Consider the following 15239-nt stretch of genomic DNA (forward strand, 5'->3'; position numbering starts at 1 on the left):
CGCCCCGTGAGCGCCGAGGACCTCGAGAAGTACGAGACCGAGCAGGAGCCTGAACCTCTACCGGGAGTACCGCGACGTCGCCGGGATCTTCAAGTACGTCGTCGAGACCGACCGCCGGTTCTACCTGTGCAACTCGGTCGACGTAAAGGCTCGCTCGGAGGGCACGGACGTCTTCTTCGAGGTGACCATCACCGACGCCTGGGTGTGGGACATGTACCGCCCGGCCCGGTTCGCGAAGAACGTCAAGGTGCTCACGTTCAAGGACGTGAACGTCGAGGAGCTCGCCACCTCGGACCTCGAGTCGCCGAAGTCCTGACTCTGCGGGACATCGTCCCGATTCCCGCCGTGCCGCTCCGGCCGGCGCCCGCCCTGCCGACGAGGTAGCCGAGGACGGCAAGCAGCGCCGTCCGCGTGCGACAGGCAGCGGGGAGGCGCCATGTTGCTCCGGCGTCGGGGGACTCGGCAGGACGAGCGGGGCGCCGTCACGCTGGTGATGGTGTTCGTGCTCGTCGTGATGCTGCTCGGCTCCGCCTTCGTGGTCGACCTGGGTGTGCAGCGGGTCGCGCGCTCCGACATGCAGGCGATCGCCGACCTGGTCGCGCTCGACCTGGCCCGCGAGCTCGACGGCCGCACCGTCACCGACGTACGCCCGGCCGTCGACGCCGAGCCTGCGCCGCAGCAGCGCGCGCAACGCCGACGCGATCGGCACCGCGACGCCGCAGGCCGACCTACCGGCTCGGCCAGATGCGCAACGGCCAGTTCGTGGAGCTGGCCTCCGGCGTGCCCACCGCGGTCCGGGTCTCCGCCCGCACCCAGGTCGCCTACGGCTTCGCCGCCGTGACCGGTCGCGACGCCGGTGCGGCGCAGCGCTCCGCCTCGGCGGAGAGCCTCGGGGACCGCCTGCTTCCGGCTGGGCTCCTTCGTCGCCGCGATCGGCTCGGGGGACAGCACCGTGCTGGCGCCGCTCGGCGACCTGCTCGGGGTCTCGCTGACCCTGGTCGGCTACCAGGGGCTCGCGGTGGCGGACGTGCGGCTGGAACGAACTCGTCGCCTCGTCGTACGTCGGCTCGCCGGAGGCGCTGCTGAGCAGGCTCGATCAGCTTACGCGACCCTGATCCGCGCCACGATCGACGCGCTCAGCCGCGAGTCGACCGACAACACCGTCGCGATCCAGGCGCTCAACAAGATCCTCACCTCGACCGTGACCGCGAGCGTCGGGGCGATCAACCTCAGCGACGTGCTGCACGTGGCGCCGACGGACACCGCCGCGATGAAGATCGACCTCGACGTGCTGGACCTCGTCGCCTCCGCCCGCCTCGCCGACGGCAAGCACTTCCTCGGCGTCCCCAACATCCAGGGCCAGGTCCCCGGCGTCGGCTACCAGTACACCGGCGGCATCAACCTCATCTCCGCCGCCGGTCTCGCGTGCGGCGCCCCCAACTCCACCCAGGCCGTCGCCGACACCTCCCAGGCTCAACGGCTCGGTCGGGGTGCTCTTCACCAACATGCCCAGCCTCAACGTCGCCGGCCTCGGCACCCTGCAGACCCCCAAGGGCAGCGGGCTGCTGCAGATCACCGCGGGCGGGGGCACCGGGCGGCTGGTCGCCCCGCCGGCCATCCACTGCGGCAACGGCACGGCGGCCGACCCGTCGACGATGAGCGTCTCGGTCGGCACCAGCCTGGCGACGTACCAGGCTGTATGCGGACGTGAGCATCGCCGCCGACGTGAAGCCTGAGCGACCTGGTCGGCCTCGGGCTGACCTCGGTGCTCACGAACCTGCTCGGCAACATCCTCACCCTCGGCAGCAAGATCTCGCTGGAGGTGGAGGTGCGGCTGACCATCGGGACGACCAACAGCGGGGGCACCACGCGGGCCGACCTGAAGATCCCGCCGAACGACAAGACGCCGATCTCGACGGGCTCCTCGATCTACCTGGACACCGCGTCCGTCGTACCGACCGTCAAGTCGGTGAAGGCTCAACACCAAGAGCGCCACGCTCTCGGCGGTCACGGCGATCACCAACCCGATCGTGGACGTGCTGGTGACCAGCGGCAAGGGCTTCCTGGAGAAGACGCTGACCCCGCTCGTGGCCAACATCAACAACGACTTCATCGGCCCCGTGGCCCGGATGGTGGGCCTGCGCCTGGCCGGCGCCGACGTGTACGGCGTGGGCGTCACCTGCGCCCGTCCGCGACTGGTCGGATGAGCAGCGTGGCGGGGTCTAGTCCGAACGGGCTAGGCGGTCCCGTTCGTACGGGCAGAATCACCCGGGATTCGTTCCCCCGCGGTGACGAGCGCCACTATCCTGCGAAAACCGCCGCTCGGGAGGCGTCATGGGAGCGAGGGCGGGGAGGCCGGCCGATGGTGCGACGAGTGGCGACAAGGTGGCGCGCGCAGCGCGGTGCGGCAGCGGTGGGATTCGCCCTGATCATGCCGCTCCTGTTGATCCTGGTGTTCGGCATCATCGCCTACGGCTACATGCTCGAGCTTCCGCCAGGCGATCAGCCAGGCCGCCGCCGAGGGCGCCCGTGCCGCCGCGGTGAGCCAGCAGACCTCGAACCAGGTCACCGACGCGACCCGCGCGATGAACGACGCCCTCGGCTCCTACGGCGTCTCGTGCGGCAGCAACGGCACGCTGACCCGCAAGGGCACGAACGTCGGCACCTGCACCGTCGCCGTCGCCACCTGCACCGGTGAGGCGGCCTCGGTCCGGTGCGTGAGCGTCACCATCAACTACGCCTACGACGACCACCCGCTCCTGCCCGTCCCAGGTGTCGGCCTGATCCTGCCGGACCGCCTGCGGTACACCGCCGTGGCGAGGGTGGTTCGATGCTCCGCCGGCCCGCACCGGGCCGTGGGAGCCACCGTCGCGACGACCGCGGCGCGGCCGCCGTGATCATGGCGGTCGGGCTGACCGTCGTGCTGCTGATCGTCGCTGCGTTCGCGGTCGACCTGGGCATGCAACGCACCGCGCGCCGCGACATGCAGGCGCTCGCCGACGTGGTCGCTCTGGACCTGGCGCGCAACCTGGACGGACGGACCGCGGACCAAGCTCACGGCGACGATGAACACCGAGATGGCCAAGAGCCTCGCGCGCAACGGGGACACGCTCGGCTCCACGCCGAACCTGCGCTGGGAGCTCGGCGAGCCTGCGGAGCGGCTCGTTCGCGCGGGTGGGGTCGAGCGACGTACCGACGGCGGTGCGGGTGCGCGCCGACACCGACGTGGACTTCGCCTTCGACGAGTCTCACCGGCGTCGCGACCGGCGCCGCCGCGAGGAACGCGGTCGCCGAGTCGGAGGAGTCGGCCTGCTTCCGGATCGGCTCCTACGTCGCCTCGCTGGACAGCAACCAGGGCACGCTGCTCAACCCGCTGCTGAACGCGCTGCTCGGCAGCAGCCTGAACCTCAACCTGGTCGGCTACCAAGGGCTGGCGACGAGCAACATCTCCCTGCTCTCGCTCGTCCAGGTGGGTGGCCTCGGCGTCGGCACCGTCGACGAGCCTGCTGGCGCTCGACAACGTGAGCATCGGCAAGTTTGTTCGTGGCGGCCGCCAAGGTGCTCGACTCACAGGGCAAGGCTGGCCCAGGCGTCGGTCCTGCGGGCGATCAACATCGCCGCGAGCACGCCCACGATCGCCATCGGCAGCCTGATCAACGCCTCGCCGACGGGCTCCTCGGCCCTCGACACCCAGATCAACGTGCTGGACCTGGTCACCGGTGCCGCCCTGGTCGCCAACGAGGGGCACGCGGTCAACGTGCCGAGCCTCGGGATCAGCCTGCCCGGGGTGGTGAGCACGACGACCTCCCTGACCGTGATCGAGTCTCCCCGTCAGGGCTGCAAGCGCAAGCCGGCCGAGACCGCGCAGGTCCGGCTGCGGGTCACGGCGACGATCCCGGCGCGGTCCATCAACGTCTCGATCCTCGGGCTCGCGAACGTCGCCGTCGGGCTCGACGAGACCAAGGTGACCCTGGACCTCGACGTGGGCCGGGCGATCGCGACCCTTGCCTCGGTGCACTGCGGCTCCGCGGGGCCGGACTTCGTCAAGGTCGCTCTGTCGTCGTCCATGGTCGGCAACATCAACGTCAACGCCTCGCTCGGCGCGCACGTGAAGGTCACCGTCCCGTTGCTCGGCAGCGGCGGCCTGCTGGGCCAGATCCTGAGCGTGCTCGGCCTCGGCAGCCTGCTCAACCCGCCGGAGGTCCAGACTCGACACCGGGTTGGCGGTGAACGTCAACGCGCCGCCGACGGGGTCTTACTCCAAGGAGGTCACCCTCCCGATCCCCGGCGCCTACACGGTCCCGGCAGGCAGCGGCAGCGGGGTCATCCTCGGCCCGGCCACCGCGCAGACCACCGGTACGACGAAGATGTCGATCAACTACGGGCTGCTGGGCAACCAGACCAAGCCTGGTGCTCAACGCCGACCCGCTCTACAGCACCGTGCTCAACCCGGTCCTGTCCGGCGTGGCCGCCTCGCTCAACCCGCTGCTGACCTCGCTGCAGACCGCGATCATCACGCCGCTGTCGAAGATGCTCGGGCTCCAGGTCGGTGGCGCCGACGTCTTCGCGGTCCCGACCCCGACCTGTCAGGGCGTCCGCCTCGTCGGCTGACCCCAGCCGCCTCAGGAGTCACCCCGGCGTCCACCTGGCAAGGCATCGTCTGTGGACGAGGCCCGGTCGTCCACAGACGGGGTGCGGGCAGCGGCCGCGGGTCGCCCCGATCGGTGAGGCTGCCGTGCATGACGACCACAGCACAGGCCCGCCGGGCGATCGGTGCCTACGGCGAGGAGCGCGCCGCCCGCCACCTCCGCGACCTCGGGCTGGCGGTCCTGGACCGCAACTGGCGGTGCTCCGCCGGCGAGATCGACATCGTGCTCCGCGACGGCTCGACCCTGGTCGTGTGCGAGGTCAAGACGCGCACGAGCACCGCCGCCGGCACACCGCACGAGGCGCTCACCGCCGCCAAGGCTCGACCGGCTCCGACGGCTGGGGGAGCGGTGGGCCGCCGAGCACGGGATCCGCCCGTCGGGGATCCGGGTGGACCTGGTCGCGGTGCTCCGCCCCCGCCGCGGCGCGCCCGTGGTCGAGCACGTGCCGGGGCTGGTCTGATGCCCGTCGCGACCACGCACTGCGTGGCCCTCGACGGTGCCCGCGGCCACCTCATCGACGTCCAGGCCGATGTCTCACCGGGTCAGGCCACGGTGACCGTCGTCGGGCGCGCCGACGCTGCCCTGCGCGAGGGCGTCGACCGGGTCCGGATGGCGATCGTCAACAGCGGCCTGCGGTGGCCGGCCACCAAGCGCACCACGATCCTGCTCTCACCGGCCGACCTGCAGAAGAGCGGCACGCAGTTCGACCTATCGAACGGAACGATATGACACACTAGATCAGTTACTACCGAGGGAGCAAGAACTGTGGAACGCGCCGTCATCTACTGCCGGATCAGCAATGACCCCGAGGGGCGTGAACTCGGAGTCCGGCGGCAGGAAGCAGACTGCCGCGCGCTCGCCGCACGCCTCGGCCTGGACGTCGCCCGCGTCTACGTTGAGAACGACGTGTCCGCATCGACGTTGAGCACTAAGCCCCGGCCGCAGTACAAGGCCATGCTGGCGGCCATCGACGCGGGCGAGGCCGCCGTGATCCTCGCCTATTCAAACTCGCGCCTTACGCGACGGCCACTGGAGTGGCTGAACCTCATTGAGCGGGCGAATGCTGGGCGACTTCGGATCGAGACCGTTGTCTCGGGCAGCCATGACCTCACCACCGCCGACGGTCGGGCACTGGCGATCACCGTGGCCGCGTGGGACGCGGCCGAGGCTGAACGCACCTCCGAGCGGGCGCGCCGGGCCAAGGCCCAGGCGGTAGCGGAGGGCCGCTATCGGGGCGGCCCCCGACCCTTCGGATACGAGGCCGACGGCGTGACGCTGCGCCCTGCCGAGGCCGACCTTGTGCGCCAGGCAACGCGTGATCTGCTGGCCGGTCGGTCCCTTGCGGCCATTGCGCGCGAATGGACGGCTGCCGGGATGATCGGGACGAAGGGCCGACCGTTCAACGCGACGCGGGTGCGGCGGGTTCTGCAGCGCGCTCGGAATGCCGGTCTGGTGGAGTCCGCTGGTGATGTCATCGGCCCCGGAGCATGGCCGAGCATCGTTTCTGAGGCCGAATGGCGCGCCTGCCAGGCGGTTCTGACTGACCCATCGCGCCGCACTACGCCAGGACCGGAACGCAGGTGGCTAGGTTCAGGCATCTACAGGTGCGGAGACTGTGGGGATGGGCTGATCGTCACTGGATCCAAGGGCAGGAAGGTCTACCGCTGCCGCGACAACAACCACGTGACGCGGAACCAGCCGAACGTTGACGAGTACGTCACCGCCGTCGTTCGCGAGTACCTGAATGATCCGGGACTCCGCGAGCGGCTGCGGCCGGACCCCGCGGACGCCACAGAGGTCGAGGACGACCGGCTCCGAACGGCCGAACTGCGCAACCGTCTGACGGTCTTTGAGGCGGACTACGCGGCCGGGGACATCACCGGACGGCAACTGCGCGAGGCAACCCAGCGGATTGAGGCGGAGGTGGCGGTCATCGCGGAGCGCGAGGCGGCACGTTGGCGGGGGAGTGCATTCGGTGACCTACTGGCCGCGCCCGACCCGGCCGCCGCGTTCGACACGGCCACGCTCGACCGCCAGCGCGCCGTCCTGGCGGCGCTCGTTACCGTCACAATCAACCGGGGTCGCCGGGGCCGCCCGCCGGGTTGGGTGGCGGGAATGCCGTACACGGACCTCTCGTCTGTCGTCATCCGTGGCCGCGAGGCGGTTTCCGCGTGACCGCCAAGCGCCGCTTCGTGCAGTTCCTCTGCACGGGTCGCGGAACGCACAAAGAGCGACGCCTGCGGCGGTTCCGATGGGAAGCACTGACCGAGACCATCGCCGCTGGGCCGGGGCCGATCTATAACAGCGGCGATATCGAGGCTTGGAACGAATGGGTCGAGATGCTCCACGTCGACATGGCAGCAGGTGTCAGTGCGCACCTGATCGAGGATGACCGTGTGCGCGACGTTGACGGACGGCCGATGTCGCACCACGGGGATCTTGCTAACTACGTCGCCGACAACGCAGCGGAGGAACGCTTCGGGACGTACGCATTCCGCTGCCCGACGTGTCGGCGGAACCTTCCGCTCAAGCGGGCGAACCTAGAGCAGGCTCGTGCGCGAGGTGATGTCCCTCGATGCTGACTGGCGCTTCGATATATCTCGGGTGTCGTAAACCGCCGCTGCTCGGTGCTCCTCGGATCGTCGGGTATCGTCCACCTACGTAGTCGTTGGAAACGACGTCTACGAGCCATCGTGTCCGGCGTTGAGTAGACACGGCAGGTCGGTCCCACCGGGCCGCGTGGTTTCACCATGCCCCGGAGGACATCTAGCCGATGGCTGCCGAATTCAGCCCTGTCTCGCGCCGCCTGCGCTCGCGCGTCGCGAGCCTTACGAAATACGACCCGAACCACCCCGACCTGCCCGATGCGCGTCGAGACCTTCGGGCCGAGCGCCTTGCGGATCACGTGCGATCCACCCTCTCTCAACTGCCTCCACTCACCGACGAGCAGCGCGACCGCGTCGCCAGCCTGCTTAGAGGCGGTGCCGAGTGAGGCGGCGCGGCGTGGCCCTCCGTCTGCCCGTCGATGCGGTCGAACTCGATCGGTGGGAGGCCGCCGTCCGCGATGATCCCGACCTGACTGCGGACGAGCGCGCCCTGGCTCTTGCTATCGCTGCCGGGGCGCGCGCGGTTCTGGCCCCGGGGGGTCAGTCGTGACACCGGACTATGCGGCGAGGAACGCACTCGATACCGCGATCTGGGATTCGACCCTCGCTGCGGATGAGCGCCTCGCGCTTCACGCGTTCCGCTACTGGGTGAACCGCCCTCACGGCCTCGACGCGGTGTGGGTTCCCCGCAAGATCCTCAAAGGCGGGACGGGGCTGCCGAGCAGGCGCGCTCAACGCGCGATGGATGGCCTAGTGGCAAAGGGATGGCTGGAGGTCATAACGCCAGGGGCGGGCACCCGTGCGACGGTCTACCGCATCGTCCTCGGCGGATCTTGTGATCCCGCCTTGGGAACGCAAGCCTGCGATCCCACTGTGGGATCGCAGACCGGACCTAGCGATCCCACTTGGGCCGCTAGCGATCCCAGATCGACTGCTGGCGATCCCACTGTGGGACGAAAACTCAGGAACTCACAGAACTCATTCCGCACCTACGGTGCGGCACCGGCGGGGCCGGTGCGCCGCGACGATGATGCTGCGCGACTCGACGCCATCGAGACCGCCATCGGCGGCTGGGAAGGCCACGAAGAGACGACCGCCGAAGCGATGCTCGACCGCCTCCCTGACTCCGCCATCGTCAACGTGATCCGCGTCGGCCGCAGGAAGTCGATGTGGGACTGACCGACGACGACGGCACGCCGCTGCGCCGCGCGCCGGACGGCGACCTAGTGCCGGACACCGAGCATCCCGAGCTCGATGCCTTGCGTCGACGTGACGCGATCCGTCGATGCCGCGAGGCGATCACACGCACACGACAGGAGAACCAATGAACTTCCAGCGCCACTATCGCGTCGCGGCACTGCCGTTCCGCGACATGCCGACGACGATGGCCGCCGCTGCTGGCATCGCCCGCGCCGAGGCTGCCGAGCGACGGCTACGCGACCGCCTCGCCCACGGGGACGTGCCCGAGGTGTTCCTCGTTGCACCCGAGCGCGCACGCCGGTCCTGCATCTCGGCCTACGGCAAACTTATGGAGCCCGCCCACGCATGGAGCGGACAGGACCACGGGCCGCTCTCCTCGGCCTGGTTGCACAGTCCCCACGCGTCGGCCACCATCGACGCACACGAATGGCATGAGGACGAGCACCCGTTCTACGCGGGACACGGATCTGTTGTCGTTACCTCGGGATTTCTCCGCGGGCTTCGCGTAGCCCCTTGGTTGTTGCCCGTCGCTGACCAACTGGCCGCCCGCTACGGAGTGCCAGTCGAGGTCGTTGACGGCCCTGACGTTCCGATGCCACACGTGCCTGTCGCAGATCCGATCCACCTGCCCAACGTCCTGACCATCGACGAGCGCGCCATGTTCCGCCGACACCTGGACACGAACGCCGGGCAGGTCATCCCGGGCCGTCGTGGCCTGAAGCGCAAGTGGGTAACACCGCCCGACCCGTACACGACGGCTGCCGGGGAACTGCTCCGACTCGTCGGACGCGCATACCGACTCCCCGTCTCCGCCTGGCAGACCGCCATCACCGAGTACCGTCCGGGCGACGCGTTCGAACTGCACGCCGATCACGTGCCGACGATGCCGAACACGTGGGATCGCACCGTCTCGTTCTCGGTGCTCGTGTCAGATCTCGAGGACTTCGCTGGCGGCACCCTCGTCGTCAACGGGCAGTCCGTCCCGCTCGGCCCAGGCGATGTCGCGGGATTCACGGCCACGACACCACACGAGGTCATGCCGATCACTCAGGGCCGCCGGATCATCTGGCTTGGCTTCGGGGAGGTTGCACGGTGAGCGCAATCCGTCCATGGAGGTGCGAGGTGTGCGGAGAACCGCCGTGGCACCTGATTGCTGGAGCCTCTGGGCATGGCATGCGGCTCTGTTTCAAGCACTACGGTGACTGGCTGATGTGGCGCAAAGCAGCGACGCGGCGTCACGAGCGCGGGGACCACCGCCTGTGCCACGAATGCCGGGCGGACTCGTGACGGCGATCCCGAACCATGTCCACGTTGACGCCTGCCCGGACGGGGGCCACCCCGTTACGGGGCGCGAGCAGGCCACGAGCGCGACGAACAGCCGCCCACCCGGCCCCAGGGCCACCCGTGACGGTCAACGGCGTCGAGCGGCCTACCGGGTCCACCCCACCGGGGTAGGGGCGTTCCGATCACTGCGAGGCGCGAGGGCGGACCCCTCCGCAGGTAGTGGTTCGTTTCCCCCCGGCCTGCCGCACGGGGGGTCGCGCGCGCGAGCGCGGCTCCCGCTCGGCAGCGCGGCTTGCGCCGCACAACATCTCAGCCCACACTCGGGAAATCGGGCCGGTCATCCGCCCGATCCCTCCGGGGTTGGCATCCACCCCACGTACCACCAGCACCCCACATCGCCTGTCGAGATTCTCCGGGCGAGCCGTCGCGGTGCTGCATTCATCCACGCCGTTGCCCCGGAGAGGCCCATCCTGTGACCGACCACGCCACGACCCCCGAGACCATCCACGACGACGTGACCTACGCGCTGACCCGCGAGCACTTCGCCACCCCGGGCGGATACCGGTCACCTGCCGAGGTCGATGCCGCGTGCAAGGCGTCCGCCGACCTGGCGGACCGAACGAAGGACCGGCTGCTCACCCGCGACGAGAAGCGCCTGGCGGCCCGCTACACGGCCACGGTCAAGAGCCACTACGACGCCCTGGTGACGAAGTGGGGACCGCGCCCCGAGCCACGTGGCATCAGCGCCGACACATACGACGACCGGCTGGCCGCTGCTACCAACCACACGAACTGAGGAGACCCATTCCATGACGATGACCAAGAACGCCCCGACCCTCGCCGAGCGCAAGTCGGCCCTCCTTGACGAGGCGCGCGTGATCACCGACGGCGCGAAGGCCGCGACGCGCGACCTCACGTCGGACGAGGCCACCCGCGTCGAGGCCATCCTGACCGAACTCGATGACGTCAACGACTTGCTCGCGAAGGCCGCCAAGTCCGCTGACCTGTTCCGGGCGCTCGACTCAATGGGGAACGCCGAGCCACTGACCAACGACCCGGGCCTCAGCGGTCGCACAGGTCTGTTCACGACGGCGGAGGCCAAGGCGCTCGCCGACGCCGTGAGCCAGAAGACCAACTACGCCGTCACTGTCCCGCTCGCGTCCAAGCACCTCAAGGCGGCGATGGTGACCACGCCGCTGAACCTGCCCCCGGCGGGCGAGAGTGTCGTAACGGCACCGGAGCCGCAGGCAGCCACGGCCCTCCGTGACCTGTTCCTCGTGACGGAGGCCAAGGGGCCGTCGGAGCGCTGGTACAGCATGACCAACCCCGAGGCCGGGGACGTGGACATCGTTGCCGAAGGTGGCCTCAAGCCCGAGTCCGGCATCACGTACACGCCTCACGACTCCAGCATGGTCAAGATTGCGACGCGCTACAGCCTGACCACCGAGATGAGCACGGACGCACCGTTCATGGTGCAGGCGGTTCAGATGTCCGTGGTCCGCGCCGTCCTGGCGCGCGAGAACAAAGCTCATCATGGACACGATCAACGCCACGTCGGGCATCCTCACCGCGTCCGGGCTTACGGCCGACCTGCTCGACATCATCGCCACCGAGATCGGTGACAGCACCACCATCAACGACCTGAAGCCGACGAGCGTTCTGCTCAACCCCATCGACCTCACGGCCATCCGGATGTCGAAGGCAAACACGTCTGGCGTGTACCACGCGGACCCCTTCGCGGCGACGCCGACGCAGATTCACGGCGTTCCCCTCATCGCTACGCCTGCCGTGGCGACGGGCACCGTCTACCTCGTCACCGGCGGCTTCGGCACCTTCTACACGCTCGGCGGCCTCGACGTGAAGGTCGGCCACACAGGGGACGACCTGATCTACAACCGCACCACCGTTGTCGTGGAGGAGCGGGTGCTGCCCGTCGTCAACCGTCCGGGGTTCATCACCAAGATCACGCACACGGCGGCATGAGCCGAATGGACCGCAAGACCGCCGTCTTCTCGGTCAAGGCGTCCGGCCCCGAGGACGGCCTTGGGGATGGCGTGTTCGTCGGATACGCGTCGGTGTTCGGCAATGTCGACTCCTACGGCGACATTGTGGAGCGTGGGGCGTTCCGCAAGACGCTCGCGCGATGGGCGGAGCGGGGCGATCCAATCCCGGTCTTGTGGGGCCACGACTTCAACGACCCGTTCAGCAACATCGGGTTCGTGGTCACGGCGTCCGAGGACGATCACGGTCTCCGCGTCGAGGCGCAGGCTGGACCTCGACAACCCGAAGGCGGCCCAGGTGTTCCGACTGCTCAAGAGCGGCCGGGTCGGACAGATGTCGTTCGCGTACGACGTCCTGGCCGAAGCATCGAGGCCGGACGGCAACCACCTGCTCGAGCTCGATCTCTACGAAGTGTCGGTCGTGCCCATTGGCGCGAACCAGGCCACCGAGATCCTGGAGGTCAAGGCACATGCTCGGCACCCCGTTGCCGTCTACGCGGCCCGGCTGGAGGTGGCCGCCCGTGGGTGACCCGATCCGGCTCGCCGCGTCGGTGACATGCACGACCTCCGACGCCGGCCTCGTGAACGCAGGCATTGCCGACTTGCCCGGCGAGCGGGACCGCAGGGTGGGTCGCATGCGACGCGCCATCGAGTACCACGGAGGTTCAGAGGAGGTCGCGGAGAAGGGCCGCTGGATCGCCCGACTCGTGGCCGTCGCAGGTCTGAATCCCTGGGCGTAACGAACGCCTCGGCGTCAACGTCACCCCGACCGGTGCCAAGGAAGCAAAGCCTTGAGGTTCATCCCGGCCAGCATGGGGAGCGATGGTGGGGAGCGGTCCATTCCAGGCCGCCCAGATCCACCAGCGCCGGGTATCGCCCGCTCGCGGCCCAGAACGACCGCGACGGGCAGACAGACCGCCCCGAGGATCAACAGCGATCTTCGGGGCGGTCTGCGTACGAGGCGGGTGACTCCCCGGCAGGATGACTCCCGTGGACATGGACACATGGTTGAGGGCCGTCGGATTCGGCTGTGTTGCAGTCGGGCTGGGATGCACCGTCTGGAGCCTCTACACCATCCTCGCGACGCGCCAACTCGATACTCCGTGGTACCGAGGCCTGGTGCGCAGTCGGCGAATCGCGCGCGCGGCCAAGCACGCAGTGTTCGGCAAACCGCCAGCTCAGACGATTCAAGTCGATGCGACCGTCAGTGGTCTTGTTGTCGGCTCTGTATCTGTGACGTCAAGCGGGGTGGGAACGGCTGGGCCGCTCACGGCCGAACAGCGCATCGAGGCACTGGAGCGGTCGCTACAGGGCCTCCGGAGTTTGGTCGACACAAACATTCACGATCTCGGCGGCCGCATCGACCGGTTGCGGTTGGACATAGATGAAGGGGTCCGGACCCTCAGCACGCGCATGGAGGCCGCAGAGAACGAGGCGGCGAAGGTCGACGCCGTCGCGTTCAACTGGGAAACGTGGGGGTTGTTGTTCACGGTGCTCGGCACGTTCCTGCAAGGACTCGCGGAACTCGTCTGAAGCCGCACCGCCCCGAGGATCAACGCCGATCCTCGGGGCAGTTTCTCTTCGCTACCGGCTCTTGAGCGCGGCGAGGTCGTCGGGGTCGTAGCGCCAAGAGCCTCCAATGCGGACGCCGCAGATGTCGCCGCTGCGTCGCAGGCTGTTGAGGGTCCAGCGCGATACGCGCAGGAACTCGGCTGCCTCGTCAGGGGTGAGCAGGTGGTCGATGCCGACCCAGCCCGTGCCAGGGGCGCGCCGTGGCGCGCTATCGCCCCCCGGTAGGGGCAGGTCCGCCACGTGGCGCAGTGCATCCGCGAGCGCGCGCGCTCCGTCGGCGGACAGATCGTCCGCCATGAGCCAGTCCACGGATACCCGCACGCCGCTGTCGTCGTCCCACAGGGGCGTCAGAGTCGCCACGAGGTCTCCTTTCGACATCACCGGCACAGACGCCGCGACGGCGATGCCCTCGGCTCGGTTCACGGTCCACACAGTCACTTCGTTCCTCGCTTGCTCTCGATGTTGTGTGCCAGCCGCACGTGCTTCCGGCACTTCGCCTTACTGGTTCGGTGACAGCGGCTGGGCCGAACCGTCTGCGTCTGGTGCCACCACAGGCCCTCGCATGCGGCATACCCCTGCGGCGTCGCGGCGGGGCGGCAGGCGGCCGCCTCCGGGGCCGGAGCGGCGACGATGACCAATCCAGCCATCCCGACGGCCCACGCGACGAGGCGCGCGATACCGAGGCTGCTCGTCATCACTTCGCCCCCTTGGTGCGAGTGTCGCGGCACGATCGGCACTCGGCCACTCGGAAGGTCGTCCCCGTCACGGTCGGGAACTTCTTCACGGGCAGTCGCAGGCCACACGCGCCAGCGCACTTGTGCGTGGCAACGTCGGCTCCATCGAACGACCCGAGGGTGCTCCGGGCTGCCTTGGCGGGCGGGGGGCGTGGCAGCCTTGGTGGCACGAGTGCCTGCGGACCGGGTCGGCTGGTTCGCTGCCTTGTGGGTGGTCTTCTTGGCCGTGGTCATCGGTGGCTCCTGTGGCTAGGTGTGTCGAATGTTGACGTTCGACCTGGCGATGGCCGTCAGCGTGCTCGCCGCCGACGGCCAGGTCGAGGAGGCCGAGCTCGACCGCACCGCCTTCGTCGGGAGGCTCACGCTCGTCGGTGGGCTGCGCCCGGCCGTCGGCGTGCTCCCGATGAGCCTGGCCGCCCACGAGCGCGGCATCCGGCGGATCTTCGTCCCCGAGCCCCAGGCCGACGAGGCCGCGATGGTCGCCGGTCTCGGCGTGATCGGGGTCCGCTCGCTCTCGCAGGTGGTCGCCACCCTCCTCGGGGAGCACGCGCCCGAGGCGCCGCCCGTCGCCGAGACCTCGGGCGCGCAGACTGCTCGCCTGGCGCGGCGACGAGCGGCGTGACGACCTGGACCTCGCCGACCTGCGCGGCATGGAGGACGAGAAGTACGCCGCCGAGGTCGCCGCCGCCGGTGGTCACGCGCTCCTCCTGTCCGGCGCCAAGGGCTGCGGGAAGACCAGCCTCGCCGAGCGGGTCCCCACCCTGCTGCCGGACCTCACCCGTGAGGAGTCCCTCGAGCCTGACCGCCCTCCACTCCCTCGCCGGCGTGCTCGACCCCGGCGCCGGGATGGTCCTGCGGCCGCCCTTCGTCGCGCCCCACCACGACGCCAGCAAGGCGAGCGTGGTCGGCGGCGGGTCCGGCCGGGTCCAGCCCGGGGCGCTGAGCCGGGCGCACTGCGGGGTGCTCTTCCTCGACGAGTTCCCGCTCTTCCGCGCCGACGTGATCGAGGCGCTGCGCCAACCCCTGGAGAGCGGCGACATCACCATCGCCCGGCGTGACGAGCTCGGTCACCCTCCCGGCCGGCGGCATGCTGGTGCTCGCCAGCAACCCGTGTCCCTGCGGCGCCTGGACGGCGTTCGCCGGCACCAACCGCTGCGGGTGCGCCGAGCGGGTCCGACGCACCTACCAGGCCCG

At 69.4% G+C, this 15239-nt stretch carries 20 protein-coding genes and 5 pseudogenes; 24 read left to right on the forward strand and 1 reads right to left on the reverse strand.

Annotation, left to right across the window (positions count from 1 at the left end; translation table 11 throughout):
• Window positions 1-6 precede the first annotated feature (6 nt).
• The 20 genes and pseudogenes from G5V59_RS33065 to G5V59_RS33165 all read left to right on the forward strand — a co-directional run bounded on the left by G5V59_RS33065 (window position 7) and on the right by G5V59_RS33165 (window position 13272).
• Window positions 7-316: pseudogene (locus G5V59_RS33065) on the forward strand (DUF2469 domain-containing protein).
• Window positions 317-952: 636 nt separating this feature from the next.
• Complete coding sequence (locus tag G5V59_RS33070; protein WP_278259263.1) at window positions 953-1711, forward strand: hypothetical protein; 759 nt, start codon at window positions 953-955, stop codon at window positions 1709-1711.
• A complete protein-coding gene (locus G5V59_RS33075) occupies window positions 1708-2046 on the forward strand; it encodes a hypothetical protein (protein WP_278259264.1) in 339 nt (112 codons plus the stop codon). Before G5V59_RS33070 ends, G5V59_RS33075 begins: the two co-directional genes overlap by 4 nt.
• Window positions 2043-2207 (forward strand): hypothetical protein, encoded by a 165-nt coding sequence (locus G5V59_RS33080; RefSeq protein ID WP_278259265.1) that lies wholly within the window; start codon window positions 2043-2045, stop codon window positions 2205-2207. The genes G5V59_RS33075 and G5V59_RS33080 overlap by 4 nt, the downstream gene beginning before the upstream one ends.
• 155 nt (window positions 2208-2362) lie before the next feature.
• Entirely contained in the window at window positions 2363-2698 is a 336-nt protein-coding gene (locus tag G5V59_RS33085) for a TadE/TadG family type IV pilus assembly protein (protein WP_341351091.1), read from the forward strand.
• Window positions 2586-2897 carry a hypothetical protein gene (locus G5V59_RS33090; protein WP_278259267.1) on the forward strand — a complete coding sequence of 104 codons (312 nt, stop codon included), beginning with the start codon at window positions 2586-2588 and terminating at the stop codon, window positions 2895-2897. Before G5V59_RS33085 ends, G5V59_RS33090 begins: the two co-directional genes overlap by 113 nt.
• Entirely contained in the window at window positions 2831-4492 is a 1662-nt protein-coding gene (locus G5V59_RS33095; RefSeq protein ID WP_278259268.1) for a pilus assembly protein TadG-related protein, read from the forward strand. Before G5V59_RS33090 ends, G5V59_RS33095 begins: the two co-directional genes overlap by 67 nt.
• On the forward strand, window positions 4441-4611 hold the full coding sequence (locus G5V59_RS33100) for a hypothetical protein (protein WP_278259269.1): 171 nt from the start codon (window positions 4441-4443) through the stop codon (window positions 4609-4611). Before G5V59_RS33095 ends, G5V59_RS33100 begins: the two co-directional genes overlap by 52 nt.
• 128 nt (window positions 4612-4739) lie before the next feature.
• Window positions 4740-5378 (forward strand): YraN family protein, encoded by a 639-nt coding sequence (locus G5V59_RS38285; RefSeq protein WP_341351092.1) that lies wholly within the window; start codon window positions 4740-4742, stop codon window positions 5376-5378.
• Window positions 5379-5414: 36 nt separating this feature from the next.
• Window positions 5415-6824 carry a recombinase family protein gene (locus G5V59_RS33115; protein WP_278259271.1) on the forward strand — a complete coding sequence of 470 codons (1410 nt, stop codon included), beginning with the start codon at window positions 5415-5417 and terminating at the stop codon, window positions 6822-6824.
• Complete coding sequence (locus G5V59_RS33120; protein WP_278259272.1) at window positions 6821-7231, forward strand: hypothetical protein; 411 nt, start codon at window positions 6821-6823, stop codon at window positions 7229-7231. Before G5V59_RS33115 ends, G5V59_RS33120 begins: the two co-directional genes overlap by 4 nt.
• A 191-nt stretch (window positions 7232-7422) precedes the next feature.
• Window positions 7423-7641 (forward strand): hypothetical protein, encoded by a 219-nt coding sequence (locus tag G5V59_RS33125; RefSeq protein WP_278259273.1) that lies wholly within the window; start codon window positions 7423-7425, stop codon window positions 7639-7641.
• 160 nt (window positions 7642-7801) lie between these two features.
• Complete coding sequence (locus G5V59_RS33130; protein WP_278259274.1) at window positions 7802-8434, forward strand: hypothetical protein; 633 nt, start codon at window positions 7802-7804, stop codon at window positions 8432-8434.
• On the forward strand, window positions 8425-8583 hold the full coding sequence (locus tag G5V59_RS33135; protein ID WP_278259275.1) for a hypothetical protein: 159 nt from the start codon (window positions 8425-8427) through the stop codon (window positions 8581-8583). Before G5V59_RS33130 ends, G5V59_RS33135 begins: the two co-directional genes overlap by 10 nt.
• Complete coding sequence (locus tag G5V59_RS33140; RefSeq protein ID WP_278259276.1) at window positions 8580-9551, forward strand: 2OG-Fe(II) oxygenase; 972 nt, start codon at window positions 8580-8582, stop codon at window positions 9549-9551. Before G5V59_RS33135 ends, G5V59_RS33140 begins: the two co-directional genes overlap by 4 nt.
• Window positions 9552-10253: 702 nt before the next feature.
• Window positions 10254-10535 (forward strand): hypothetical protein, encoded by a 282-nt coding sequence (locus G5V59_RS33145; RefSeq protein WP_278259277.1) that lies wholly within the window; start codon window positions 10254-10256, stop codon window positions 10533-10535.
• 13 nt (window positions 10536-10548) lie between these two features.
• Window positions 10549-11361, forward strand: a complete 813-nt coding sequence (locus G5V59_RS33150; RefSeq protein WP_278259278.1) for a hypothetical protein — start codon at window positions 10549-10551, stop codon at window positions 11359-11361.
• Window positions 11273-11722 (forward strand): hypothetical protein, encoded by a 450-nt coding sequence (locus G5V59_RS33155; protein WP_278259279.1) that lies wholly within the window; start codon window positions 11273-11275, stop codon window positions 11720-11722. Before G5V59_RS33150 ends, G5V59_RS33155 begins: the two co-directional genes overlap by 89 nt.
• Before the next feature lie 5 nt (window positions 11723-11727).
• Window positions 11728-12268: pseudogene (locus G5V59_RS33160) on the forward strand (HK97 family phage prohead protease).
• A gap of 461 nt (window positions 12269-12729) precedes the next feature.
• Window positions 12730-13272, forward strand: coding sequence for a hypothetical protein (locus G5V59_RS33165; protein WP_278259280.1), 543 nt, complete (start codon window positions 12730-12732; stop codon window positions 13270-13272).
• Between the two features lie 51 nt (window positions 13273-13323).
• On the opposite strand, the gene G5V59_RS33170 is transcribed toward G5V59_RS33165, so the two are convergent.
• Window positions 13324-13743 carry a helix-turn-helix domain-containing protein gene (locus tag G5V59_RS33170; RefSeq protein WP_278259281.1) on the reverse strand — a complete coding sequence of 140 codons (420 nt, stop codon included), beginning with the start codon at window positions 13741-13743 and terminating at the stop codon, window positions 13324-13326.
• Between the two features lie 564 nt (window positions 13744-14307).
• On the opposite strand from G5V59_RS33170, the gene G5V59_RS33175 reads away from it, so the two are divergent.
• The 4 genes and pseudogenes from G5V59_RS33175 to G5V59_RS33190 form a co-directional block, all read left to right on the forward strand.
• Entirely contained in the window at window positions 14308-14667 is a 360-nt protein-coding gene (locus G5V59_RS33175) for a magnesium chelatase domain-containing protein (RefSeq protein ID WP_278259282.1), read from the forward strand.
• Between the two features lie 28 nt (window positions 14668-14695).
• Window positions 14696-14782 (forward strand): annotated as a pseudogene (locus tag G5V59_RS33180) (ATP-binding protein); the annotation flags it as partial.
• Window positions 14783-14891: 109 nt separating this feature from the next.
• Window positions 14892-15044: pseudogene (locus G5V59_RS33185) on the forward strand (ATP-binding protein); the annotation flags it as partial.
• A gap of 88 nt (window positions 15045-15132) precedes the next feature.
• A pseudogene (locus G5V59_RS33190) lies at window positions 15133-15234 on the forward strand (ATP-binding protein); the annotation flags it as partial.
• Window positions 15235-15239 lie beyond the last annotated feature (5 nt).

Source organism: Nocardioides convexus, from assembly GCF_011090295.1.